This window comes from Vibrio sp. Vb1755 (assembly GCF_033338635.1).
Lineage (GTDB): Bacteria > Pseudomonadota > Gammaproteobacteria > Enterobacterales > Vibrionaceae > Vibrio > Vibrio alginolyticus.
The window spans coordinates 92870-115642 of record NZ_JAWOTA010000006.1 but is presented as its reverse complement, the minus strand read 5'-3'; the positions used below and the strand labels follow the sequence as shown (position 1 = coordinate 115642).

At 44.9% G+C, this 22773-nt stretch carries 24 protein-coding genes; 16 read left to right on the top strand and 8 right to left on the bottom strand.

What is annotated here, in order from left to right; all coding sequences use genetic code 11:
* Window positions 1-7: 7 nt before the first annotated feature.
* The 4 genes from mltA (at window position 8) to R7E00_RS08230 (ending at window position 3698) form a co-directional block, all read left to right on the top strand.
* Complete coding sequence (mltA, locus tag R7E00_RS08245) at window positions 8-1111, top strand: murein transglycosylase A (protein ID WP_012841480.1); 1104 nt, start codon at window positions 8-10, stop codon at window positions 1109-1111.
* A 99-nt stretch (window positions 1112-1210) separates the two neighbouring features.
* On the top strand, window positions 1211-2020 hold the full coding sequence (gene tcdA, locus R7E00_RS08240; RefSeq protein ID WP_005391724.1) for a tRNA cyclic N6-threonylcarbamoyladenosine(37) synthase TcdA: 810 nt from the start codon (window positions 1211-1213) through the stop codon (window positions 2018-2020).
* Window positions 2021-2039: 19 nt separating this feature from the next.
* Window positions 2040-2468 (top strand): cysteine desulfurase sulfur acceptor subunit CsdE, encoded by a 429-nt coding sequence (gene csdE, locus R7E00_RS08235; protein ID WP_054728416.1) that lies wholly within the window; start codon window positions 2040-2042, stop codon window positions 2466-2468.
* A 309-nt stretch (window positions 2469-2777) separates the two neighbouring features.
* Window positions 2778-3698, top strand: coding sequence for a GGDEF domain-containing protein (locus tag R7E00_RS08230; RefSeq protein WP_025768228.1), 921 nt, complete (start codon window positions 2778-2780; stop codon window positions 3696-3698).
* Window positions 3699-3731: 33 nt separating this feature from the next.
* Here the strand turns inward: R7E00_RS08230 and csdA are convergent, their stop codons facing one another.
* From csdA to R7E00_RS08210, 4 genes are all read right to left on the bottom strand, one after another.
* Window positions 3732-4943: a cysteine desulfurase CsdA gene (gene csdA / locus R7E00_RS08225; protein WP_262606236.1), complete on the bottom strand. Its 1212-nt coding sequence runs from the start codon at window positions 4941-4943 to the stop codon at window positions 3732-3734.
* Window positions 4943-5542, bottom strand: coding sequence for a DJ-1 family glyoxalase III (locus R7E00_RS08220; protein ID WP_006742560.1), 600 nt, complete (start codon window positions 5540-5542; stop codon window positions 4943-4945). The genes csdA and R7E00_RS08220 overlap by 1 nt, the downstream gene beginning before the upstream one ends.
* The gene (panE, locus tag R7E00_RS08215) at window positions 5539-6429 is read right to left on the bottom strand and encodes a 2-dehydropantoate 2-reductase (protein ID WP_262606235.1); all 891 of its coding nucleotides are present in this window, start codon (window positions 6427-6429) and stop codon (window positions 5539-5541) included. Before panE ends, R7E00_RS08220 begins: the two co-directional genes overlap by 4 nt.
* A 108-nt stretch (window positions 6430-6537) precedes the next feature.
* Window positions 6538-7383 (bottom strand): outer membrane protein OmpK, encoded by an 846-nt coding sequence (locus R7E00_RS08210; RefSeq protein ID WP_005391741.1) that lies wholly within the window; start codon window positions 7381-7383, stop codon window positions 6538-6540.
* 323 nt (window positions 7384-7706) lie between these two features.
* On the opposite strand from R7E00_RS08210, the gene R7E00_RS08205 reads away from it, so the two are divergent.
* Genes R7E00_RS08205 through R7E00_RS08190 form a run of 4 tightly spaced genes read left to right on the top strand, consistent with a single transcriptional unit; the run spans window position 7707 to window position 10943 of the window.
* Window positions 7707-8303, top strand: a complete 597-nt coding sequence (locus R7E00_RS08205) for an LON peptidase substrate-binding domain-containing protein (protein WP_017636020.1) — start codon at window positions 7707-7709, stop codon at window positions 8301-8303.
* Window positions 8300-9658, top strand: coding sequence for a DUF4397 domain-containing protein (locus R7E00_RS08200; protein WP_085569841.1), 1359 nt, complete (start codon window positions 8300-8302; stop codon window positions 9656-9658). The genes R7E00_RS08205 and R7E00_RS08200 overlap by 4 nt, the downstream gene beginning before the upstream one ends.
* A gap of 44 nt (window positions 9659-9702) precedes the next feature.
* The gene (locus R7E00_RS08195) at window positions 9703-10287 is read left to right on the top strand and encodes an RNA polymerase sigma factor (protein ID WP_017636022.1); all 585 of its coding nucleotides are present in this window, start codon (window positions 9703-9705) and stop codon (window positions 10285-10287) included.
* On the top strand, window positions 10284-10943 hold the full coding sequence (locus R7E00_RS08190; protein WP_005380256.1) for a ChrR family anti-sigma-E factor: 660 nt from the start codon (window positions 10284-10286) through the stop codon (window positions 10941-10943). Before R7E00_RS08195 ends, R7E00_RS08190 begins: the two co-directional genes overlap by 4 nt.
* Window positions 10944-11006: 63 nt before the next feature.
* Here R7E00_RS08190 and R7E00_RS08185 read toward each other — a convergent pair whose 3' ends face one another.
* The 4 genes from R7E00_RS08185 to R7E00_RS08170 form a co-directional block, all read right to left on the bottom strand.
* Entirely contained in the window at window positions 11007-12359 is a 1353-nt protein-coding gene (locus R7E00_RS08185) for an AmpG family muropeptide MFS transporter (RefSeq protein ID WP_005380257.1), read from the bottom strand.
* Window positions 12360-12430: 71 nt separating this feature from the next.
* Window positions 12431-12976: a peptidylprolyl isomerase gene (locus tag R7E00_RS08180; RefSeq protein WP_005380258.1), complete on the bottom strand. Its 546-nt coding sequence runs from the start codon at window positions 12974-12976 to the stop codon at window positions 12431-12433.
* Window positions 12976-13545: a YajG family lipoprotein gene (locus tag R7E00_RS08175; RefSeq protein WP_005380259.1), complete on the bottom strand. Its 570-nt coding sequence runs from the start codon at window positions 13543-13545 to the stop codon at window positions 12976-12978. The genes R7E00_RS08180 and R7E00_RS08175 overlap by 1 nt, the downstream gene beginning before the upstream one ends.
* Before the next feature lie 32 nt (window positions 13546-13577).
* On the bottom strand, window positions 13578-14732 hold the full coding sequence (locus tag R7E00_RS08170; protein WP_005380260.1) for a methyltransferase: 1155 nt from the start codon (window positions 14730-14732) through the stop codon (window positions 13578-13580).
* 243 nt (window positions 14733-14975) lie between these two features.
* Between R7E00_RS08170 and bolA the strand changes: the two genes are divergently transcribed.
* The 8 genes from bolA to R7E00_RS08130 all read left to right on the top strand — a co-directional run bounded on the left by bolA (window position 14976) and on the right by R7E00_RS08130 (window position 22763).
* Window positions 14976-15284, top strand: coding sequence for a transcriptional regulator BolA (bolA, locus tag R7E00_RS08165; protein WP_258481792.1), 309 nt, complete (start codon window positions 14976-14978; stop codon window positions 15282-15284).
* 473 nt (window positions 15285-15757) lie between these two features.
* Window positions 15758-17098: a Na(+)-translocating NADH-quinone reductase subunit A gene (locus R7E00_RS08160; RefSeq protein ID WP_213908246.1), complete on the top strand. Its 1341-nt coding sequence runs from the start codon at window positions 15758-15760 to the stop codon at window positions 17096-17098.
* A 5-nt stretch (window positions 17099-17103) separates the two neighbouring features.
* Window positions 17104-18348 carry an NADH:ubiquinone reductase (Na(+)-transporting) subunit B gene (locus R7E00_RS08155; RefSeq protein WP_005380265.1) on the top strand — a complete coding sequence of 415 codons (1245 nt, stop codon included), beginning with the start codon at window positions 17104-17106 and terminating at the stop codon, window positions 18346-18348.
* A complete protein-coding gene (locus R7E00_RS08150) occupies window positions 18338-19108 on the top strand; it encodes a Na(+)-translocating NADH-quinone reductase subunit C (RefSeq protein WP_005380267.1) in 771 nt (256 codons plus the stop codon). The genes R7E00_RS08155 and R7E00_RS08150 overlap by 11 nt, the downstream gene beginning before the upstream one ends.
* Window positions 19108-19740, top strand: coding sequence for an NADH:ubiquinone reductase (Na(+)-transporting) subunit D (locus tag R7E00_RS08145; RefSeq protein ID WP_005380269.1), 633 nt, complete (start codon window positions 19108-19110; stop codon window positions 19738-19740). The genes R7E00_RS08150 and R7E00_RS08145 overlap by 1 nt, the downstream gene beginning before the upstream one ends.
* Before the next feature lie 7 nt (window positions 19741-19747).
* Complete coding sequence (gene nqrE / locus R7E00_RS08140) at window positions 19748-20344, top strand: NADH:ubiquinone reductase (Na(+)-transporting) subunit E (RefSeq protein ID WP_005380270.1); 597 nt, start codon at window positions 19748-19750, stop codon at window positions 20342-20344.
* Between the two features lie 33 nt (window positions 20345-20377).
* Window positions 20378-21601, top strand: coding sequence for an NADH:ubiquinone reductase (Na(+)-transporting) subunit F (nqrF, locus tag R7E00_RS08135; RefSeq protein ID WP_005380271.1), 1224 nt, complete (start codon window positions 20378-20380; stop codon window positions 21599-21601).
* Window positions 21602-21758: 157 nt separating this feature from the next.
* On the top strand, window positions 21759-22763 hold the full coding sequence (locus R7E00_RS08130; protein ID WP_005380272.1) for an FAD:protein FMN transferase: 1005 nt from the start codon (window positions 21759-21761) through the stop codon (window positions 22761-22763).
* Window positions 22764-22773 lie beyond the last annotated feature (10 nt).

Genomic DNA, 22773 nt, shown 5'->3' with positions numbered 1-22773 from the left:
AAGACACGTGTTAAAAAAACTCCTTCCTATTATCTCTTTGAGCCTACTCTTTGGCTGTGCTCAACAAAATGATCGTGCTCAGCAATATCTTGATGGTGAGTTTCCTCAGATCCTCAATCAAGTGGATGTGGTTGAGTCTAACAAACCACGCGATTTTACTGAATTTAACAAGCAAGCTGAGCAAGTGGTGATAAAGTCACCATCCATGGCGAAGATGTACCAACCGCTATATCAACGATTAAGTGAGTGGGCGCAACAGAGCGGAGATACCAGTGCGTTGAGTGCGTTTGGCATTCAAGCCGCGCAATTGGGTGGTGGTGATAAAAAAGGTAATGTGCTGTTTACCGGATACTTTTCTCCCGTGATGGAACTGCGTCATACACCAAACGACATTTTTAAGTACCCAGTTTATGGCAAGCCAAACTGCTCATCAGATTGTCCGACTCGCGCGGAGATCTACAACGGGGCATTAGATGGCCAAGGTTTAGTGCTAGGTTATGCACCTAACCGTATTGACCCGTTTATGATGGAAGTGCAGGGCAGTGGCTATGTGCATTTTGAAGATGATGATACGTTGGAGTACTTCGCGTACGCAGGGAAAAATAATAAAGCTTACGTTAGTATTGGCCGCATTTTGATTGAACGTGGTGAAGTGCCGCGTGAAAAAATGTCTCTCAAAGCGATTAAAGAATGGGTAATGGACAACGACGACGCAACAGTACGCGAGTTGTTGGAGCAAAACCCTTCTTACGTCTTCTTTGCGCCAAAAGCGGAAGCGCCAGTAACGGGATCGGCTGGTATTCCTTTGTTGCCAATGGCCGCGGTCGCGGGTGACCGTTCTATCTTACCAATGGGGACTCCAATCTTGGCGGAAGTGCCACTGCTGAATGCCGATGGTACGTGGAGTGGTGCGCATCAACTGCGAATGCTGATCGTTTTAGACACTGGTGGTGCTGTAAAACAGAACCATTTGGATCTGTATCATGGCATTGGTGCGAGAGCAGGAACGGAAGCAGGGCACTACAAGCATTTTGGTCGAGTTTGGAAACTTGGGCTGGAAAACTCACCAACTCAAGCGCCTTGGGCTTTGCCGCCAGAAAAGCTACAATAGCCATCCAAGAAAGAGGAACCGCCTCTTATCTAGACATTTCATCAAAGAGTGCGTATAAATCGCACTCTTTGTTTTTCTATCGATCATCTGGACTTCAATATGCGTGAACTCGATACCCCAGCATCTGACAGCTACAATCAACGCTTTGGCGGCACTCGTCGTCTTTATGGCAACAGTGAAGTGGACATTCTTCGCGCTGCACACGTTTGTGTTATTGGTATTGGTGGCGTGGGTTCATGGGCGGTCGAAGCGCTGGCCCGTACTGGGATCGGTGAGTTGACTCTGATTGATATGGATGATGTTTGTGTCACGAATATTAACCGCCAAATTCATGCGATGACGGGCACCGTTGGCCAAAGCAAAATTGAAGTGATGGCCGAGCGTGTCAAATTGATCAACCCAGAGTGTAAAGTCAATCTGATTGATGATTTCATCACGCCAGACAATCAACATGAGTACTTAAGCAAAGAGTTTGATTACGTGCTAGATGCGATTGACAGCGTAAAAGCGAAGGCGTCTTTGTTGGCGTATTGCCGCAGCAACAAGATCAAAGTGATCACCACGGGGGGCGCTGGTGGTCAGGTTGACCCAACGCAGATCATGGTCGCTGACTTAACGAAAACGATCCAAGATCCTCTAGCGAAGAAAATCAAAGACACCTTGCGTCGTCATCATAACTTCCCTAAGAATCCGGCTCGTAAGTTTGGTATTGATTGCGTGTTTTCAACCGAGCAGCTGAAGTACCCTCAAGCAGACGGTTCAGTGTGTGGTGTGAAGTCGACAGCGGAAGGTCCAAAACGTATGGATTGCGCTAGCGGTTTTGGTGCGGCGACTGTCGTAACTGCAACGTTTGGCTTTGTCGCGGTATCGCGAATCGTTGAGAAGTTGATTTCAAAATATAAGCAGTAAACTAGAAGAAGAGCGCATCATGACAGATTTTCCCGTTTCTCCATTTGGTACAGATATCACCAGCGAAGACATTGTAGCGACTATGCAGCAATTTCAAGGCTGGGAAGATCGTTACCGTCAGGTGATTCAGTGGGGTAAAAAGCTGCCACAAATGCCAGAAGAGCTGAAATCAGAACAAGTTACCGTTTCGGGTTGTGAAAGCTTGGTGTGGTTAGTGAGCCAAGAGCAAGATGGCGTTTGGCATTTTTGTGCGGACTCCGATGCGCGTATCGTCCGTGGATTGATTGCCTTGGTAATGGCAGCTTATGACGGTAAAACGGCCGATCAAATTCAAGCATTTGATATTGATGCTTATTTTGATCAGCTGGGGCTTGTCTCCCATTTAAGCCCGTCACGTGGTAATGGCTTGAAAGCTATTGTAGAGCAGATTAAGCAAGTCGCCGTGTAACGAGTTATTTTTCCAACTCTTAAAAAACGCCGAATAGCCTAGCTGTTTGGCGTTTTTTGTATCTGAGTTGAGATATTTTTTGCATATGGATAAAAAGTATGCAAATGGTCGACTATTTTAGCGTTAATTAACCATTCTATTGATCCTGGTTCATTATATTGCCCACCTGGTTTTTATAAACTCAATTGTATTTAAAATTTGTCTATATTAGATAATAGACATATGCCCCATCCGCTCCTATTCCCCAATGTGGAAACACACTTGGAAGCGATTGGGTTACTTAGATACAAATGCTAGGAACCTCCCTATATGCAATTCACCTTGGAACATGCGCAAGACGTGTTATCCGGAATGCCAGACCCCACTTTTATTCTGAGTGAAGATGGTATCTATATTGATGTTTTTGGAGGAACAGATAAAAAAGCCTATCACGATGGAAGCAATTTGATAGGTAAGACACTTCACGGTGTACTTGAAAAAGATAAAGCCGACTGGTTTATCGAGCAGATCAGTCGATCACTGAAACAAGACAGTATTGTGACGATCGAGTACAAGATGTGCGCCGACAGCATTCAGGGAATAGATGCCAACAGTGGACCAAGAGGCGACCTATACTACGAAGGCAAGATCTGCCCACTCGCTATAAAATACCGGGGTCGTCGCGTTGTCCTTATTCTTACACGCAACATCTCCAATCGCCACCGAGTTGAAACCCTTCTTCGCCATCAAAGCCAAATTGATGCTCTTACCAACATCTACAATCGACGTGTTTTTTTCGAAAAGCTCACAGAAGAAGTTATTAAATCCCAAGCTCCAGATTATCACTCCGCGTTGTTATTGTTTGATTTGGACTTTTTTAAAGTCATCAATGATAAACGTGGTCATGATGCGGGGGATTATGTCTTAGAGACCTTAGCTGATTTGGTTTCTCACTTACTCGTCAAAGACGAAATTTTTGCAAGAGTCGGAGGGGAGGAGTTTGCGATTATTTTGCCAGAAACTTCTCTGTCGGCGGCGAAAGAGGTAGGAGAGGAAGTACGTTCCCACATTCAAAATTGTCAGTTCGAATTTGAAAAGATTGAAATTCCGGTCACGGTGAGTGTAGGCGTGGTGGAAATAGGCAGAAATGAAACCACCAAACGTTTGTATGCGCATGCAGATAAAGCGCTTTATGCTGCGAAAAGAAATGGCAGAAATTGCGTGGCGACTCTGGATAGGCAGATGGAGTAACCTTGTTGGTTACTCCAAATCAAACCGTTGGCGTTATAGCATGTCGACGGCTTTTTCTACGGCGGCGATGAGTCTTTCCACATCGCTCGTCGTGTTATAAATACCAAAAGAGACGCGTACCGTGCCTTTCACATTTAGCGCATCCATCAATGGGTGAGCGCAGTGGTGTCCTGCTCGTACCGCAATGCCTTGTTGATCGAGCAGCGTCGCAATATCTTGGTGATGAACGCCGTCCATTACGAAGGTCAGTACAGAGGCATTCGGTTGATAGCCTAGAATATGGATGTCATCCAAAGCGCTTAGTGCTTGGTAGGCCTTATCCTGAAGCGCATGGAGATGAGTCTCTACTTCGTGATGGTCAAAACCTTGGTACCACTCAATGGCTTTCGCTAGAGCAATCGCGCCCGCAACGTTTGGTGTGCCCGCTTCAAATTTTCCAGGAAGTGCAGAAAACGTCGTTTTTTCGAAAGAAACGCGTTCAACCATTTTACCGCCGCCGTGCCATGGTGGCATGGCTTCCAAAAGTTCAAGCTTGCCGTATAAAACCCCAATGCCTGCTGGTGCATAAAGTTTGTGACCTGAGAAAACGTAGAAATCGATATCTGATGCCGATAAATCAAGTTGCTCATGTACGATGCCTTGCGCGCCATCAACTACAATAACCGCGCCAACGTTGTGCGCCAGTTCAGTGATTTTTTCTATAGGTTGGCGTGTGCCTGTTACGTTGGTTATTTGCGCGCAAGCAACAAGTTTACAGCGGTCAGACAGAAGCGCCTCAAATGCACTGATGTCGAACTGGCAATCTGATGTCATCGGAACTTTAATGACTTTAGCACCCGTTTGCTCTGCCACGATTTGCCAGGGCACGATGTTGGCGTGGTGCTCCATCTCGCTAATCAAGATCTCATCACCTGGTTGTAACGTGCTACGGGCGTAGGTTTGAGCAATTAAGTTCAGTGCTTCGGTTGCGCCCCGTGTCCAAATGATCTCTTTAGAGCTGTTTGCACCAATAAAGCTTGCCACTCGTTCTCGTGCCGCTTCAAATTGGCTGGTGGCATTAGCCGTTAAACTGTGGCTGCCACGGTGAACATTGGCATTTTGCGCACTGTAGTAATGACTGATGACATCAATCACACATTGCGGTTTTTGCGTTGTCGCTGCGCTATCTAGATACACTAAGGGCGTATCGTTGACGGATTGGTTTAGAGCAGGAAATTGCTCGCGTACAGCATTTACGTCAAACATTATTCTTCACCAAGCTTGTGGTAGTGCAGAGTAGGCAGAGGGATCATTGGTTCAGCAACTGACCATGCGTGTTTTTTACCTGAGAGTTGAATGATTACTTCCATCGCGAACTCTAAAGCTGTACCCGGACCTTGACTAGTGATCAGGTTGTGGTTGATATCAAAGGTCACGCGTTTGCTGCGCCACTTCTCTTCCGGGATATGTGACTGAAAGCTCGGGTGACAGGTCATCAGTGATTGTGGGAAAAGATCATGGTGTTGCAATACCAACGCCGGTGCTGCGCAGATAGCAGCGACCAATTTTCCCTCGTAGATGTGCTGCTTAAGGATTTCTATCATCACCGTGCTATCACGAAAAATTTCTGCACCACCAACACCACCAGAAAGCGCTATGGCGTCAAACTCATCATCAGCAATATCGACCAGTTTACAATCGGCTGTTAGTGTGACTCCGCGAGAAGCTTTCATCGTCAATGAGCCATCAAAAGCAGCACTCGCTACCGTAACGTCATAACCCGCGCGAACCATCATGTCGATAACGGTGACGGCTTCCATTTCTTCGGTGCCCGGAGCGATTGGCACTAAGATTTTCTTACTCATTGTTCTGTCCAGCTTTGTTCTATTTGTTTGATGCGTTGGTAAAGTTTTAAATTCTCAGGCGTATTGATGCGATGTTTCTCGGCAGCCTTTAACAAGTATCCGGTTATAAAATCAATTTCCGTTCGACGCTGATGGAATACGTCTTGTCTCATTGAAGAATAGTTCTCAGCTGTGGCGTTCACCACTTGCATTACCGTATCGAAAAGAGAGCGAAACTCGATAGCAATACCTTCTTTACTCATTACTTCAACCAGTTCTTGAGTGATGCTTTCGAGTTGTATCTTAAACTCGGGCTTCGCAAGTTCACCATTCTTACACTGGAGAATCGCAGTCAGTGGGTTAATCGCGCAGTTAATTGCTAACTTAGTCCATAACGCAGATTGGATGTGTGGATTCCAAATGGCCTCTGGAAGGGCATTATGCATAACATCTTTCAGAAAAGTGCACTGCATTCCTTTGTCATTATAACCACCCGCTTGCGTTGTTCCGTGACCGGTATGCAATACGTGTTGGTTATCTGGTTTGTATGCGCCGTGCGTCGTTGTTGCGAGCACTATCGGATTGTTTGGCACAACCTTCTCCAAGGCAGAGGCAGTACCCATACCATTGTGCATCAGCATGATAATCGTGTCTGTATTGATATGAGGGAGCAAAGGCTGAATGGCGTCTTCCACTTGCCAAGCTTTTACCGTGATCAAAATGAGATCCGCTTTATTTACGGAGGAAATATCTTGATTACTGAATGCGGTTGCGGGTGTGTCATCCAACTGAAGTGATTGTTGGCTTTCAGAACTTCTTCCCCACAATGAAACATTGTGCCCGGCAAGCTTAAATTTTGTTGCCCAGAGTGAGCCCACCGCACCTGGACCGAGGATAAGGATATTCACCAAACGCTCTCATTAAAAAGGTTTGCTGCAAGGATAATGAGGGAAAAAAGGAAAGCAAATAAAAATGGCGCCGAAAGGCGCCATTTTTGAGCAAACTTAGTGGTTCAATTAGAACTTGTAAGTTACAGCTAGGTAGTGGCTTACACCAGTCGATTCTAGCTCAACACCTGGAGCGACTTGTAGACCGTCTTTTACGCCATATACTTCTTTGTATGCTTTCAGGCCGTAACCAACCGCGAAGCGATCTGAGTGCCAGTAAATGCCGTTGAACATTGCACCACCGTTTGACGCGGTAGTACCAAATTTGTTACCAGCATCATCATCCATACCGAATTGGTAATCAATGTAACCTTGGTAAGAAATGAATGAACCATTGTCGAAGAAGTAGAATGGTTTGAACCAGTTAGTCGAGATTTGGAAACCGTTCCAACCTTTGTTGTTGCCATCGTAAGTGCTGTACAGGTTTAGGCCGATTTTACCTAACCAAGGAACCATTACATCAGAACCTAAACCGATTTTCTGGTTGTTTACACCACCGTTGTTACCGCCCCATTCCATTAGAGATGCAATGTATAGCTCTTGAACTGGACCGAAAGATAGGTCTTTACCAGTTACGGCATCTAGAGACATACGTGGTGCAAATTTCATGAACATCTTGTCAGGAGCGCCGTTCTCAATTGACTTATCTTGGTTATCTTTAGTCGCTAGGTTAAATACGTCTACGTAACCGTATAGGTCGAAAATACCAGAGCGACCGCCAAATTCCATTTCTAGGTAATCGTGAGCGTTGTCGTCAGCGCCTTTAACTCGTGGCATTTCATCAATTGAGTACATGTAGTTGAACTGCATCCACTTGTAATCGTTTTTGTGGATATCGCCGTCAGAGTAATCTGCCGCCATAACTGGAGCTGAAGTAGCCGCTAGAAGGCTAAGAGCTAAAAGTGATTTACGCATAAGGGGACTCTCTATGTTTGTAATGATTCAGAACACGCAATCTATGCTGCGCTTTCCAATTGGCGGGAATAATAGCGATAAAAATCCCAAATGAAAGTGATAAAGGGTGCAAAATTGAACGTTTTTGGTGAGTTGTGTCACGAAATTATCTTTATTTACGGAACTTTTTGTTTGTTGCATTTGATTGCAATAAATATGTGATTTGGATCGTTTGCGTAAGCGATTTTATGACTTTTTAAGCCAGTCGATTAACCAACATAAATCGTTAGTGATCGGAGTGATAAGGGATTCGTATGTATCCGTGAATCAAAGAGGACGTTTGAATGAAAGAAGTCATGTTATTCCCACTCACTTCAGTTGTACTCCCTGAAGGTAAAATGAATCTGCGCATTTTTGAGCCACGATATAAGCGAATGGTAAAGGAATGCAGCCTACAAAATGTGGGCTTTGGAGTTTGCCTAGTAGGAAGTGAAGGTGACCCTAAAGACGTGGGTAACGTTTCATCTATCGGAACTTTGGTCAGGATCGTTGATTTTGAAACACTCAGTGATGGCCTTCTTGGTATTACAGTTGCTGGTGAGCAACGCTTTGTTGTCAAACGCGTCCGTGCAGATGCGGATGGCTTACGTCATGCAGAGGTTGAATGGTTAGACAATTGGCAACATCTAGACAACTCACCAGATTTCTTCTTTTTAAGCCAGCAGTTATCCCATGTTTATGAAGAGTTTCCTCAACTTGGAAGCCTCTACCAGCATCGTTTTTACGATGACTCTGCTTGGGTTACTCAGCGTTGGCTTGAGTTACTACCCCTAGACTGCAATCTGTTCGAACAGCTAGTCGGCGCAGAGGACTGTATTCCTGCGTTGCAATTTCTGACAGAAGCCATAGAAGCCCCGACTAACAAAGAGGCAAGGATATGAAAGGATTTAATAAAGCTGCGCTAACTATTGTTGCGACATTAGGACTGGCGGCGTGTGGCTCCGACAGTGACACTATCGAGTATTCCAATTTACAAGCAGTGCACGCTTCTTCTGATGCGCCGCTTGCAAATGTGTGGATCAACGATAAACCATCATTAACGAATGTTGATTATGGTGTGGGATCTGGCTACGTTAAATTGCGAGAGGGGATGAATTCGATTCAGGTCGATGTACAGCTCCCAGGTAATGAAACCGCGACCGTAGTACCTAAAACAGAACTAGATCTTGATTCCGACCTCAATTATAACGTGTTCGTTGTTGGCGATGCCGATGGTTCGCCAAACCCAGTTGAGCCTTTAGTTGTGACTCGCAGCGCCGATTCAATGGCTGATGCCAATAGTCTAGATGTTCAAGTTGTTCATGCAGCTTCAGGCGTTCCTGCTGTTGATCTTTATGTCACTGAGCCAGGTGTTGCTCTTGCTAGCGCGACTCCAATAACTAACCTTGCTTACAAAGCTTCTACCGACGTATTGAACATCCCAGCTGGTGAGTATCAAGTTCGACTTGCCGTAGGAGACAGCGTTGCTTTTGACTCGGGCAAAGTATCTCTTGCGGCTAACTCCAACTTGACGATTGCCGCTATCGGCACAGGAGATTCGAATAGCACGTCACCTGTCAAACTCTTGGTGTTGGACGGTTCGGGCTCTTCTATAATTGAAGATATGGGCAGCCAAGCTGAAGTAAGAGTCGGACACCTTGTCGATGGAGCGCCAGTCGTCGATGTCAACGTTAACGGGGCGGCCTTCGCTCCTCTTGCCGACTTAGCGTTCAAAGAGATTCGTGGTTATTTGGATCTTGCTGCTGGCGATTACGATATTGACGTTTACGTGGATGGCACAACAACCAATCCGATCATAGATGTTGACGGGTTAATGGTTGCAGGTGGAATGGATTACAGTGTTTATGCAGTCGGTGTTGTCAGCCCAGCGATTGATATCGAAGCTCTGGTTGTTGAAGATATGAGACGCGCTGTGGCGACTAGCGCGACATTGAATGTGACACACGCGGCGGCTAATCCTATAGCGGAAATGGTGGATATCTACCTCACTACGAGTGCAGGAATAGATGGAAGTGATCCAACTATTGCTAATTTTGCGTATAAAAATAGCGTACAAGGATTATATGTCGCTGAAGGTACATATTATGTAACGGTAACAGTGGCTGGTAACCCAAGTATTGTTGCGGTTGACTCAGCACCAGTCAATGTAATGAACGGTGTTGTGTACCAAGTCGTTGCCATTGATGATGGGAACAACGGTGGTTTCAACTTGTTGGTCGATGACGTGACCGATTAGGACGAATGGGAGGAGGAGACTCCTCCCACAAATTAAGGCCGATTATGATGAGTGATAGCCCGAAAAAACTGGGGCGCAGTGATTGGAACGATTACATGGATAAAGTGAAGGATCGAGACAAAGATGCGTTCGCTTTTGTATTCCGTTTTTACGCACCCAAGCTGAAGCAATTCGCTTACAAACATGTTGGTAATGAGCAAGTTGCTATGGAGATGGTGCAAGAGACCATGGCGACAGTTTGGCAGAAAGCGCACCTCTATGATGGTGAAAAGAGCGCGTTATCGACTTGGATATATACCATAATCCGAAACCTTTGTTTTGATCTGCTGAGAAAACAGAAAGGTAAGGAATTACACATTCATTCTGATGACATTTGGCCGTCAGAGTATTATCCACCAGATCTTGTTGATCACTATTCACCAGAACAAGATATGTTGAAAGAACAGGTGGTTAAGTTTTTAGATATATTACCGAAAAACCAGAGAGATGTTTTACAAGCGGTATATCTTGAAGAGTTACCTCATCAACAGGTCGCGGAATTATTTGATATACCCCTCGGTACCGTAAAATCCAGGCTGAGGCTTGCAGTAGAAAAGCTAAGGCATTCAATGCATACGGAGCAACTATGAACAAACACCCAGATAACAGCTTGTTAGAAGCATACGCTTCGGGAAGCATTGATGCAGTTTCTGGTCTTGTGGTCGCAACCCATTTAGAAACATGCACCAAGTGCCGAGCTTATGTGAACCAAGTCGAAGCAAGTCAAGCGAACATCGTAAGTGACATACCTTCTGAGTATGTTTCTGAATTTGACGACATGTTCAATGACATCATCAACGCGGAGCCAGCGACTGATAACATCGTGATCCGCGACTCTGCTGCTGTTAATGTGGCAGGAAAAAGCTTCGCTCTTCCTAAAACCTTAGCGCGTTTCTCTGACCTCGTAGGGTCATGGAGAAGTTACGGAGGCAAGGTTTTCAGTGCTCAGATTGATCTAGGGGAAGACGCTCGTGTCAGCTTAATGTACATCGGGGAAGATGTGCAAATCCCTCAACATACGCACAAAGGCCTGGAGTCTACATTGATCCTACATGGTGGATTTAGTGACGAGGATGGCCAATATGAAGAGGGCGATTTGATGATTAGAGACGCATCAGTGAAGCACAGCCCTTACACTAAGGCCGGAGAAGACTGCTTGTGTTTAACCGTATTGACTGAGCCGATGATCTTTACTCAAGGCGTGGCACGTATATTTAATATGTTTGGTAAAGGGTTATACCCATAGACCTCTTATCTTATATCTCGCAAAACAAAAACCACCGAATTCGGTGGTTTTTTATATGTTTCGTTAATGCTTGTGACGTGCTTTTTCCAATAGAGCATCAAAGTAATGTCGTAGCGAGTACAACATAATCAAGCTTGGCACGACCATGACAGCGGTAAGCACGAAGAATGTGCTCCAATCATTGAGATAATCCACTAGCTCGCCACTGAAAGAAGCAAGAGTCGTCCGTCCGAAGTTTCCTAGAGAGGCAAGCAACGCATACTGAGTTGCCGAAAATGCTTGCCCGGTTAGAATCGTCAAAAATGAAACAAAAGCGACAGTTGAGAAAGCAGTCGTAAAGTTATCGACAATAATCGTGGCTAAGTACAAGTGCTCGTTTGGGCCTACCGAAGCAATCCAAGCAAACATCAAGTTACTGGCAGACATCGCAATACCGCCGATCATTAATCCACGTACAATACCAAACCTAACGTTGAACATGCTTCCGACAAAAGTAAAGAAGATGGTGGCTCCCCAACCGATCAGTTTGGAGTAATAGCCAATTTGTTCATTGCTAAAACCAATATCTTTATAGAACGCGATCGACATCCTGCCCAAAAACGCTTCGCCAATTTTAAATAGGAAAACGAACAGCAACAGAGTAATCGCGACACGGACGCCATTGCGATTAAAGAAATCAAGGAAAGGTTCTACAACAGTCACGGTAAACCAAGCTACGACTTTTGAACCAACCACTTCTTTGTGGCGTTGTTCTGCGGCAGACTGAAGTTGTTCGCGTTGAGTCTTCGGTTCACCGACTAAAATCGTAAAGACCATTAGAATGCCGACTATCACCGCCATCCCGTAATACACACCATTCCAACCGACACTGTCAGCATTAACAAACGCTAAATAACCCGGTAGTGAATAACCTGTCCACCAGCCAATGACCGCCATTGCAGAAGCTTGAGGCAGTTTAGACTCTTCTGACTTTGGGAAAGTATCAATACGAAAAGCATCAATTGCGATGTCTTGTGTCGCTGAAGCCGTTGCAATACACAAGGCGAGTAGTGACGCAAACACCAAGTTTTCCGCTGGATTAACACCGGCAATAAATAGGGTAGCGACGAGTACGATACTTTGACAAAAGAAAATCCAGCTACGTCTTTGCCCCAGCAGTCTAAAGAGGACTGGCAGCTTCACGCGGTCAACCAGAGGTGCCCACAGAAAGTTGATCGCATAGACCGCAAAAACGCTACCAAAATAGCCAATTGCGGAGAGGGTCAAGCCGGCATCTTTTAGCCAACCTGACATGTTTGAACCGATAAGAACCCACGGAAAGCCGCTAGAGCAGCCCAGCATGAAAACCCACATGAGTCGTTTATCGAGGTAACTTTTTACCGTTTCCAACCAAGTGATGGAAGGTAATGAAGACATAAATCAATCCAATAAAATGAAGCCGTTGAAAGAGAAAGCCCTTCGATTATTCAAAGGGCTTATCGTTTTGGCTATTTAAGTAGTGTAGCTTTGGTGATGACGATTTGCGTCTCTGGTACATCACGCATTCGGCCTACTGTCGTGGTCGGCTGCTGAGCCATTTTCTGGATAACGTCGAACCCCTCAGTAACCTCACCAAATACAGCATAACCTGGTGGTCGAGCGCCATAGTTGAGAAAGTCATTGTCGACTAAGTTGACGAAAAACTGACGAGTTGCAGAGTTTGGTGCATTAGTTCGTGCCATGGCGATGGTAGCACGGTCATTGTTTAGACCATTATTTCCTTCGTTTTTGATTGGAGCGTATGTTTTCACCATCTGCATATCTTGGTTAAAGCCGCCACCTTGCGCCATAAAGCCTGGGATAATACGATGAAAAATAGTACCTTCGTAGCTCCCATCTTCTACATATTTCAGAAAATTAGCGACAGTGATAGGTGCTTTCTCTTCGTTTAACTCAACCGTAAATGAACCAAGGGTCGTTTCAAACGCTACTTTTGGCCCAGCCCAAACGCTGCAGCTGAGTAATGCTAAAGACAGAATCGCTTTGCGTAACATTAGAAACGCTCCTGCATGTATTGACGAAGCTCAGGGTCATTGGCAATCTCTTTAAGCGTCAATGTCACCACATCATTCAATGTCTCTTCAATATCGGCATCAGAAGCACTCAATGTGCCAGATCGCTTTGCTGTACCTGTATAAGTTTTGACTAGCTTGCCCTCAGGTGTCTCTGCTGTGATTTCCAGCACAACTTTAGCATCCATCTCATTTTCCATCACCGAATGCTTCACGTTGACCAACGCTTCTTGAACGCTCAATTCAATCGCGTTGTTGCTGTTTAGATCCGCATGGAAACCTTGAGATGAGAATTGCTTCTCTAATGCTTCTTCTAACGCGATACGTAAATTCTGTTTAGCATGAAGAGGAAGAATGTTCGAACGGCCGTTATCCACCAACGCCACGTACTGCGCTGCACGTACATCTTTGCTGGTCAAACTGTAAGTCTTGCCTTGAACAATTGGATTGGTGCTCAATGTGCTTTCTGGCATCAGGTTCAGCTGAGGTTGTTGAGGGGCTGAACACGCAGCAAGCAACGCAACCGAAGCCGCAAGTACCAATTTTCTCATTTTATTATTCCTTTTAACTATTTTGCTAAAGCTTATTTTGCGCTTAATTTAGCAGGATTTTTTGTAGCCTGTAAAATCACAAACTTATTGTTGGAAGCGATAAGTTTCACATTTTTATCGCCAAACAGACGTTTGAGTTTTGCGTCGTACCCGAGGTGACGATTTCCGATAACCAGTAAACGGCCATTTTCACTTAATACTTGTTTAGCATCGCAGAACATTTGCCAAGCAATATGATCGGTGATTGCCTGTTGTTGATGAAACGGTGGATTACACATAACCATAGAGCTGCTGCTGTGTTTAAAACCGTCCAAGCAATTGTTCGCTATGCACTGTATGTCTCTATTTTCACCAAGGTTGTCGCGTAGGTTCTGTTTTGCCGACTCAAGCGCCATAAAACTTTCATCAACACATGTTAGCCGAGCATTTGGATTCAACTGACCAAATTTAACAGACAGAACACCATTGCCGCAGCCGAGGTCGATGACATTGTCTATTGAAGGGTCTTGAGGCAGGTGCTGCAGCATAAAGCGTGCACCTAAATCTAAACTTTCTCCTGAATAGACATTTGGCATGTTCTTGAGTTCGATATCTTCGCCATCAACGCGCCAAGTCGTGAAAGGCATTACTTCAATCGTAGGCTCAACTGTTGCTTGAGAAAACACCAATCTGTGCTTTTTCCAGGCCAAAGATGTTTTTGTTTCGCCTAAGTATTTTTCAAACAGTTTTAGCGTCGAAGTATGAATGTCTTTCGCTTTATTGACTGCAATGACGGGGCAGGAAGCCGGTAGCGCCTTTCTTAATTGGCTTAGTATCCACACTAGATGGCGGTTACTTTTGGGCAGTTGCAGCAAGACGAGATCAATATTGGCAGGAACGAGGTCCATCGTGGTGGCAAACGCTACTTTATTGCACTGGTTTTGCTCGAGATTTTGCTGTGCACCTTTATGTGAGATGAATGAATCACTCATTAGCGTTACATGGTGCTTTTCCGAAAACCAGCAGGAGAGGGCACCAAAGCTGTCATTAATCACGAGGATGTTTTGATTGTCTGGCAAAGCAAGCTCTTCAACATGATTAATAAGATACTCATCACCGGCATCCCACGCTTGTAGCGTTTCGTTACTACGTTTTGGGAAACGATGAAGTGTTAAGCTTCGCTCGTGAAGGTTCAGTTCGGTTTTCATAGCTAAATGTAAGTTGATTTAGAAATTAAGTGTTATTGTCGCAAATGATGACGTGTCGAGATACAAAAAGCTGTCAAATTTTACGAGTTCAGTGATGGCTGCTCTTTAGACATGTTCGTGGAGTCAAGCGCCTTGAGACAATATGTCTACAAAGTGCGTCAATAATGAGAGTGACGTTTGAGTGATGCATGTCTGCTTTACTTAGGTATATACTTATGGAATTCGCATCAATGAGGAACGAATATGATCCAAGAAATCATAGAGAATAAACTACACAGTGAGCTGCAACCCAGCTATCTCAAAGTCATTAATGAGAGCTACATGCATAATGTGCCACCAGGCTCAGAGAGTCATTTCAAAGTGATTGTTGTGAGTGATTCGTTCGCGGGACAGCGTTTGATTGGGCGCCATCGTCAAGTTCATCAAATTTTGGCAGATGAACTGGACAACCACATTCATGCATTAGCTATTCATACATATACTGATGAAGAGTGGAAGCGTGAACAAGATGGCGCCCCTGATAGCCCGATGTGTATGGGTGGTGGTCACTAAAAACGCAAGATATAAAGGTGCAGAGAAAGGTGGCTTAAGGCCATCTTTTTTCGTTTTACATTCTTTAGGGACGTTAACGTGGCACAAATTCTGGTTAAAAAATGTGTTAACAGTGTTTCAACAAATGAATGGAAATTGCAGAATATTTCAGGCGATGAATATCACTTTTCCATAAGATATGTATGGAATATGGCATTTGTGCGATGGGTCAAAGTTATGACTATTCTTTGACCTTTTAGACCTGATTCTACCGAAATAACCCCTCTATTCTAATGATTGATCATGGCATCAAGTTCCTAAAAAATGCTAGACTACGGCACCTGATAAATCTCGCGTATTCCTTGTGACGAGATTTTTAATAGGATGTTGCGATTTTGATGTTTAAAACAACATCAAAACCGGACACTGATGTCGTGTCTAAAAGTTACGCAATCAAAAGAATCTTTTTCCCGATAAAAGTAGTGCAAGTGCGTATGATTACAATAAAGAAGGGCTTGGATCTTCCTATCGCAGGAACTCCATCCCAGGTGATTAATGATGGTAAGACCATCAAAAAAGTCGCCTTGCTTGGCGAAGAGTACGTTGGCATGCGACCTACCATGCATGTCCGCGTTGGTGATGAAGTGAAAAAAGCGCAAGTTCTTTTTGAAGATAAAAAGAACCCAGGCGTGAAATTTACTGCACCAGCAGCCGGTAAAGTGATCGAAGTTAACCGTGGCGCTAAACGTGTCCTTCAATCTGTAGTGATTGAAGTGGCAGGTGAAGAGCAGGTGACATTTGATAAGTTCGAAGCCGCTCAACTTTCAGGTCTAGATCGTGAAGTGATCAAGACTCAGTTGGTTGACTCTGGCTTATGGACCGCTTTACGTACTCGTCCGTTTAGCAAGGTTCCTGCAATCGAGTCTTCTACTAAGGCTATTTTCGTAACTGCAATGGATACTAATCCACTAGCAGCTAAGCCTGAGTTGATCATTAATGAGCAACAAGAAGCATTCATTGCTGGTCTAGACATTCTTTCAGCCCTGACAGAAGGCAAGGTTTACGTATGTAAATCTGGCACTAGCTTGCCACGCTCTTCACAGTCTAACGTAGAAGAACACGTCTTCGATGGCCCTCACCCAGCAGGTCTTGCTGGCACCCACATGCATTTCCTATACCCAGTAAATGCAGATAATGTGGCATGGAGCATCAACTACCAAGACGTTATCGCGTTCGGTAAGCTGTTCCTAACTGGTGAGCTATGCACAGATCGTGTTGTGTCTCTAGCTGGCCCAGTTGTGAATAACCCTCGTCTAGTTCGTACCGTAATGGGTGCAAGCTTAGATGACCTAACAGATAACGAGCTGATGCCTGGCGAAGTTCGTGTGATCTCTGGTTCAGTACTAACAGGTACACATGCAACTGGTCCACACGCATACCTTGGCCGTTACCATCAACAGGTTTCTGTATTACGTGAAGGCCGTGAAAAAGAACTATTTGGCTGGGCAATGCCTGGTAAGAATAAGTTCTCGGTAACTCGCTCTTTCCTTGGTCACGTATTCAAAGGTCAGTTGTTCAATATGACAACGACGACCAATGGTAGTGATCGTTCAATGGTTCCAATTGGCAACTACGAACGCGTAATGCCTCTAGATATGGAGCCTACTTTGCTGCTTCGTGATCTATGTGCCGGCGACACAGACAGTGCTCAAGCACTGGGTGCGCTTGAACTGGATGAAGAAGATCTAGCATTGTGTACCTTTGTATGTCCAGGTAAGTACGAGTACGGTACGTTACTTCGTGAATGCCTAGATACTATCGAGAAGGAAGGGTAATTTTCATGGCTCTTAAAAAGTTTCTTGAAGACATCGAGCATCATTTTGAGCCTGGAGGCAAACACGAAAAATGGTTTGCCCTGTACGAAGCTGTAGCAACAGTTTTTTACACGCCAGGTATCGTAACAAATAAAAGCTCGCACGTTCGTGATAGCGTTGACCTAAAACGTATCATGATCATGGTTTGGTTTGCGGTATTCCCAGCAATGTTCTGGGGTATGTACAACGCAGGTGGCCAAGCTATTGCAGCACTTAACCACATGTACGCTGGTGACCAACTAGCGACAGTTATCGCAGGTAACTGGCACTACTGGCTAACAGAAATGCTTGGCGGCACTATCGGTGCGGAAGCGGGTGTTGGCAGTAAGATGCTACTAGGTGCGACTTACTTCCTGCCAATCTACGCAACAGTATTTATTGTTGGTGGCTTCTGGGAAGTGTTGTTCTGTATGGTGCGTAAACACGAAGTTAACGAAGGTTTCTTTGTAACTTCTATCTTATTCGCACTTATCGTTCCACCAACGCTACCTCTATGGCAAGCGGCACTAGGTATCACATTTGGTGTTGTTGTAGCAAAAGAGATCTTCGGTGGTACAGGTCGTAACTTCCTTAACCCTGCACTTGCAGGTCGTGCATTTCTATTCTTCGCTTACCCAGCGCAAATTTCGGGTGACGTAGTATGGACTGCAGCTGACGGCTTCTCTGGTGCAACTGCTCTTAGCCAATGGGCTCAAGGTGGTAACGGTGCTCTAGTTAACACAGTAACTGGCGCTCCTATCACTTGGATGGACGCGTTCATCGGTAACATCCCTGGTTCAATTGGTGAAGTATCGACTCTAGCTCTAATGATCGGTGCAGCGATGATCGTTTACATGCGAATCGCTTCATGGCGCATCATTGCGGGTGTAATGATCGGTATGATCGCAGTATCGACTCTGTTTAACGTGATCGGTTCTGACACTAATCCAATGTTTAATATGCCATGGCACTGGCACCTTGTTCTAGGTGGTTTTGCATTCGGTATGTTCTTCATGGCAACGGACCCAGTATCAGCGTCATTTACTAGCAAAGGTAAATGGTGGTACGGCATCCTGATTGGTGCAATGTGTGTGATGATCCGTGTAGTTAACCCAGCGTACCCAGAAGGTATGATGCTGGCGATTCTATTCGCGAACCTATTCGCACCTCTGTTCGACCATGTAGTGATTGAGAAGAACATCAAGCGGAGACTAGCACGCTATGGCAAGTAATAACGACAGCATTAAAAAGACGCTGGGTGTTGTTATCGGGTTGAGCCTTGTTTGTTCAATCATCGTATCAACAGCAGCAGTAGGTCTGCGTGATAAGCAAAAAGCTAACGCTGTCCTAGATAAGCAATCAAAGATCGTTGAAGTTGCAGGCATTGACGCAAACGGTAAGAAAGTACCAGAGCTATTTGCTGAGTACATCGAACCTCGTCTAGTAGACCTTGAAACAGGTAACTTTACTGAGGGTAATGCATCTACGTACGATCAACGTGAAGCATCAAAAGATGCAGAACGTTCAATCGCATTGACACCAGAAGAAGACGTAGCTGATATCCGTCGTCGCGCGAATACAGCAGTGGTGTACCTTGTAAAAGATCAAGATGAAGTCCAAAAAGTTATCCTGCCTATGCACGGTAAAGGACTATGGTCGATGATGTATGCCTTTGTAGCCGTTGAAACTGATGGTAACACTGTGTCTGCTATTACTTACTACGAGCAAGGTGAAACTCCTGGACTTGGTGGTGAAGTAGAGAACCCTTCATGGCGCGATCAATTCATTGGCAAGAAATTGTACAATGAAGATCACCAGCCAGCGATTAAGGTCGTGAAAGGCGGCGCACCGCAAGGTTCTGAGCACGGTGTTGATGGCCTATCAGGAGCGACGCTCACTAGTAATGGTGTTCAACACACATTTGACTTCTGGTTAGGTGATATGGGCTTTGGTCCTTTCCTAGCAAAAGTTCGTGACGGAGAACTTAACTAATGTCTAGTGCACAAAACGTTAAAAAGAGCATTCTAGCGCCAGTATTGGATAACAACCCAATCGCGCTACAAGTTCTTGGTGTATGTTCTGCTCTTGCAGTAACAACTAAACTAGAAACAGCTTTTGTAATGACACTAGCGGTAACATTTGTAACTGCGTTGTCTAACTTCTCTGTTTCATTGATCCGTAACCACATTCCTAACAGTGTGCGTATCATCGTTCAGATGGCAATCATCGCATCGTTAGTAATCGTGGTAGACCAAGTGCTAAAAGCTTACCTATACGATATCTCTAAACAGCTATCTGTATTCGTTGGTCTGATTATCACTAACTGTATCGTAATGGGTCGTGCTGAAGCATTCGCAATGAAGTCTGCGCCAGTACCATCTCTTATTGACGGTATTGGTAATGGTCTAGGTTACGGCTTCGTTCTTATCACTGTAGGTTTCTTCCGTGAGCTATTTGGCTCAGGCAAACTATTTGGTCTAGAAGTTCTACCTCTAGTGAGCAACGGTGGTTGGTACCAGCCTAACGGCCTAATGCTACTAGCACCATCAGCATTCTTCCTAATCGGCTTCCTTATCTGGGTAATCCGTATTCTGAAACCAGAACAAGTAGAAGCGAAGGAGTAAGGACGTCATGGAACATTACATTAGTCTGTTAGTTAAATCGATTTTCATCGAAAACATGGCTCTGTCTTTCTTCCTAGGTATGTGTACTTTCCTTGCCGTATCTAAGAAGGTTAAGACCTCTTTCGGCCTAGGTGTTGCAGTTGTGGTAGTACTAACTATCGCTGTTCCTGTGAACAACCTGGTATACAACCTAGTTCTGAGAGAGAACGCGTTAGTTGAGGGCGTGGACCTTAGCTTCCTAAACTTCATCACCTTTATCGGTGTAATTGCAGCACTTGTACAGATTCTAGAGATGGTCCTAGACCGTTTCTTCCCACCTTTGTACAACGCGCTAGGCATCTTCCTACCGCTGATCACAGTAAACTGTGCAATCTTCGGTGGTGTATCTTTCATGGTACAACGTGACTACAACTTTGCTGAATCGATCGTTTACGGTTTCGGCTCTGGTGTGGGCTGGATGCTAGCAATCGTTGCTCTTGCAGGTATCCGTGAGAAGATGAAGTACTCTGACGTACCTCCAGGTCTACGTGGTCTTGGTATCACATTTATCACTGTAGGTCTTATGGCGTTAGGCTTTATGTCTTTCTCTGGTGTTCAACTGTAAGTCGGGTAAACCGCAACAATTAAGGAATAGTCAATGGACATTATTCTTGGTGTAGTGATGTTTACTCTGATCGTACTTGCACTAGTACTAGTGATTCTTTTCGCTAAGTCTAAGCTTGTACCAACAGGTGACATTACAATTTCTGTGAACGATGACCCTTCTCTGGCGATCGTTACACAACCAGGTGGTAAGCTACTGAGTGCTCTAGCAGGTGCTGGCGTATTCGTATCTTCTGCTTGTGGTGGCGGTGGCTCATGTGGTCAGTGTCGCGTAAAAGTTAAATCAGGTGGTGGCGACATCCTACCAACCGAGCTTGACCATATTACTAAAGGTGAAGCGCGTGAAGGTGAGCGTCTAGCGTGTCAGGTTGCAATGAAAACTGACATGGATATCGAGCTTCCTGAAGAAATCTTCGGCGTTAAGAAGTGGGAATGTACTGTTATCTCTAACGATAACAAAGCGACATTCATCAAAGAGCTTAAGCTACAAATTCCAGATGGCGAATCAGTACCTTTCCGTGCTGGTGGTTACATCCAGATTGAAGCTCCTGCTCACCACGTGAAATACGCAGACTACGATATTCCTGAGGAATACCGTGAAGACTGGGAGAAGTTCAACCTTTTCCGTTACGAGTCTAAAGTTAATGAAGAGACCATTCGTGCATACTCTATGGCTAACTACCCAGAAGAGCACGGTATCATCATGCTTAACGTTCGTATCGCAACTCCGCCGCCGAACAACCCAGACGTACCACCAGGCATCATGTCTTCGTACATCTGGTCTCTAAAAGAAGGCGACAAGTGTACTATTTCTGGTCCATTTGGTGAGTTCTTTGCGAAAGATACAGATGCAGAAATGGTATTCGTTGGTGGTGGTGCTGGTATGGCTCCAATGCGCTCACACATCTTCGACCAACTTAAGCGTCTGCACTCTAAGCGTAAGATGTCTTTCTGGTATGGCGCACGTTCTAAGCGTGAAATGTTCTACGTAGAAGATTTCGATATGCTACAAGCTGAGAATGACAACTTCGTATGGCACTGTGCACTGTCTGATCCACTTCCAGAAGATAACTGGGATGGTTACACTGGCTTTATTCACAACGTTCTTTACGAGAACTACCTACGTGATCACGAAGCGCCAGAAGACTGTGAATACTACATGTGTGGTCCACCTATGATGAACGCAGCTGTAATCGGCATGCTAAAAGATCTAGGTGTAGAGGATGAAAACATCCTACTAGATGACTTCGGTGGTTAATTCCTCCAAGTGATTGAATCTATGGCTAGCTCTCCAAGAGAGCTAGCCATTGTTTTTTATAGACATAAAACTGATACGCAACAGTTGATATAGGTAATCGGATTGAAAGGATTGGTCCTATTTCCCATATCAATTCAACAACATTGGGAGTTAACAAGTGAAAAAGTGGCTTGTTGCATTCGCTTCTCTATTGATTTTGGCTGGCTGTGAGCAGCCTGCAGATCAAATTCATTTAAGTGGCCCTACCATGGGGACTTCTTACAACATCAAGTATATCGAGCAAGATGGTATTCCAACGCCAAAAGCGATGCAGACAGAAATTGATCGCTTATTGGAAGAGGTTAATGACCAAATGTCGACCTATCGTGACGACTCAGAGTTAAGTCGTTTTAATCAGCATCAAACGAGCGAGCCATTTACAGTTTCGACACAAACAGCAACGGTAGTGAAAGAAGCAATTCGCCTTAACGGTCTTACTTTAGGTGCATTGGATGTGACGGTCGGCCCTCTAGTTAACCTGTGGGGGTTTGGTCCAGAAGCTCGTCCAGATGTAGTTCCAACCGATGAAGAACTCGCTGCTCGCAAAGCAAATACCGGTATTCACCACCTATCTGTTGATGGTAATACACTGTCCAAAGACCTTCCTAACTTGTACGTCGACCTATCGACGATTGCGAAAGGTTGGGGGGTTGACGTGGTTGCTGACTACCTTCAATCTGAAGGGGTACAGAACTTTATGGTCGAAGTTGGCGGTGAAATGCGTCTCAAAGGTGTCAATCGTGAAGGTGTGCCTTGGCGTATCGCAATTGAAAAACCGACCGTTGATGAACGTTCAATTCAAGAAATTATTGAACCAGGCGACATGGCAATTGCAACAAGTGGTGACTATCGTAATTACTTTGAGAGTAATGGTGTGAGATACTCTCATATTATTAATCCACGAACAGGCAAACCAATTCATCATAAAGTGGTGTCTGTAACGGTATTAGATAAATCGTCGATGACTGCTGATGGTCTTGCAACTGGTCTTATGGTGCTAGGTGAAGACAAAGGCATGGCAATTGCGAACGAAAATAATATTCCTGTTTTCATGATTGTGAAAACGGAAGATGGTTTTAAAGAGTTGGCTTCGGAAGCATACAAGCCATTCATGAAGAAATAACAACAGAAGT

Excerpts from the sequence above, each read along its gene's own strand:
- R7E00_RS08230 (WP_025768228.1), top strand. The coding sequence starts at position 2,778 with ATGCAATTCACCTTGGAACATGCGCAAGACGTGTTATCCGGAATGCCA.
- csdE (WP_054728416.1), top strand. The coding sequence starts at position 2,040 with ATGACAGATTTTCCCGTTTCTCCATTTGGTACAGATATCACCAGCGAA.
- R7E00_RS08145 (WP_005380269.1), top strand. The coding sequence starts at position 19,108 with ATGTCTAGTGCACAAAACGTTAAAAAGAGCATTCTAGCGCCAGTATTG.
- csdA (WP_262606236.1), bottom strand. The coding sequence starts at position 4,943 with ATGTTTGACGTAAATGCTGTACGCGAGCAATTTCCTGCTCTAAACCAA.
- R7E00_RS08150 (WP_005380267.1), top strand. The coding sequence starts at position 18,338 with ATGGCAAGTAATAACGACAGCATTAAAAAGACGCTGGGTGTTGTTATC.
- R7E00_RS08190 (WP_005380256.1), top strand. The coding sequence starts at position 10,284 with ATGAACAAACACCCAGATAACAGCTTGTTAGAAGCATACGCTTCGGGA.
- R7E00_RS08195 (WP_017636022.1), top strand. The coding sequence starts at position 9,703 with ATGATGAGTGATAGCCCGAAAAAACTGGGGCGCAGTGATTGGAACGAT.
- R7E00_RS08155 (WP_005380265.1), top strand. The coding sequence starts at position 17,104 with ATGGCTCTTAAAAAGTTTCTTGAAGACATCGAGCATCATTTTGAGCCT.
- R7E00_RS08210 (WP_005391741.1), bottom strand. The coding sequence starts at position 7,383 with ATGCGTAAATCACTTTTAGCTCTTAGCCTTCTAGCGGCTACTTCAGCT.
- R7E00_RS08205 (WP_017636020.1), top strand. The coding sequence starts at position 7,707 with ATGAAAGAAGTCATGTTATTCCCACTCACTTCAGTTGTACTCCCTGAA.
- nqrE (WP_005380270.1), top strand. The coding sequence starts at position 19,748 with ATGGAACATTACATTAGTCTGTTAGTTAAATCGATTTTCATCGAAAAC.
- bolA (WP_258481792.1), top strand. The coding sequence starts at position 14,976 with ATGATCCAAGAAATCATAGAGAATAAACTACACAGTGAGCTGCAACCC.
- R7E00_RS08185 (WP_005380257.1), bottom strand. The coding sequence starts at position 12,359 with ATGTCTTCATTACCTTCCATCACTTGGTTGGAAACGGTAAAAAGTTAC.
- R7E00_RS08175 (WP_005380259.1), bottom strand. The coding sequence starts at position 13,545 with ATGAGAAAATTGGTACTTGCGGCTTCGGTTGCGTTGCTTGCTGCGTGT.
- nqrF (WP_005380271.1), top strand. The coding sequence starts at position 20,378 with ATGGACATTATTCTTGGTGTAGTGATGTTTACTCTGATCGTACTTGCA.
- R7E00_RS08200 (WP_085569841.1), top strand. The coding sequence starts at position 8,300 with ATGAAAGGATTTAATAAAGCTGCGCTAACTATTGTTGCGACATTAGGA.
- R7E00_RS08170 (WP_005380260.1), bottom strand. The coding sequence starts at position 14,732 with ATGAAAACCGAACTGAACCTTCACGAGCGAAGCTTAACACTTCATCGT.
- R7E00_RS08160 (WP_213908246.1), top strand. The coding sequence starts at position 15,758 with ATGATTACAATAAAGAAGGGCTTGGATCTTCCTATCGCAGGAACTCCA.
- tcdA (WP_005391724.1), top strand. The coding sequence starts at position 1,211 with ATGCGTGAACTCGATACCCCAGCATCTGACAGCTACAATCAACGCTTT.
- R7E00_RS08220 (WP_006742560.1), bottom strand. The coding sequence starts at position 5,542 with ATGAGTAAGAAAATCTTAGTGCCAATCGCTCCGGGCACCGAAGAAATG.
- R7E00_RS08180 (WP_005380258.1), bottom strand. The coding sequence starts at position 12,976 with ATGTTACGCAAAGCGATTCTGTCTTTAGCATTACTCAGCTGCAGCGTT.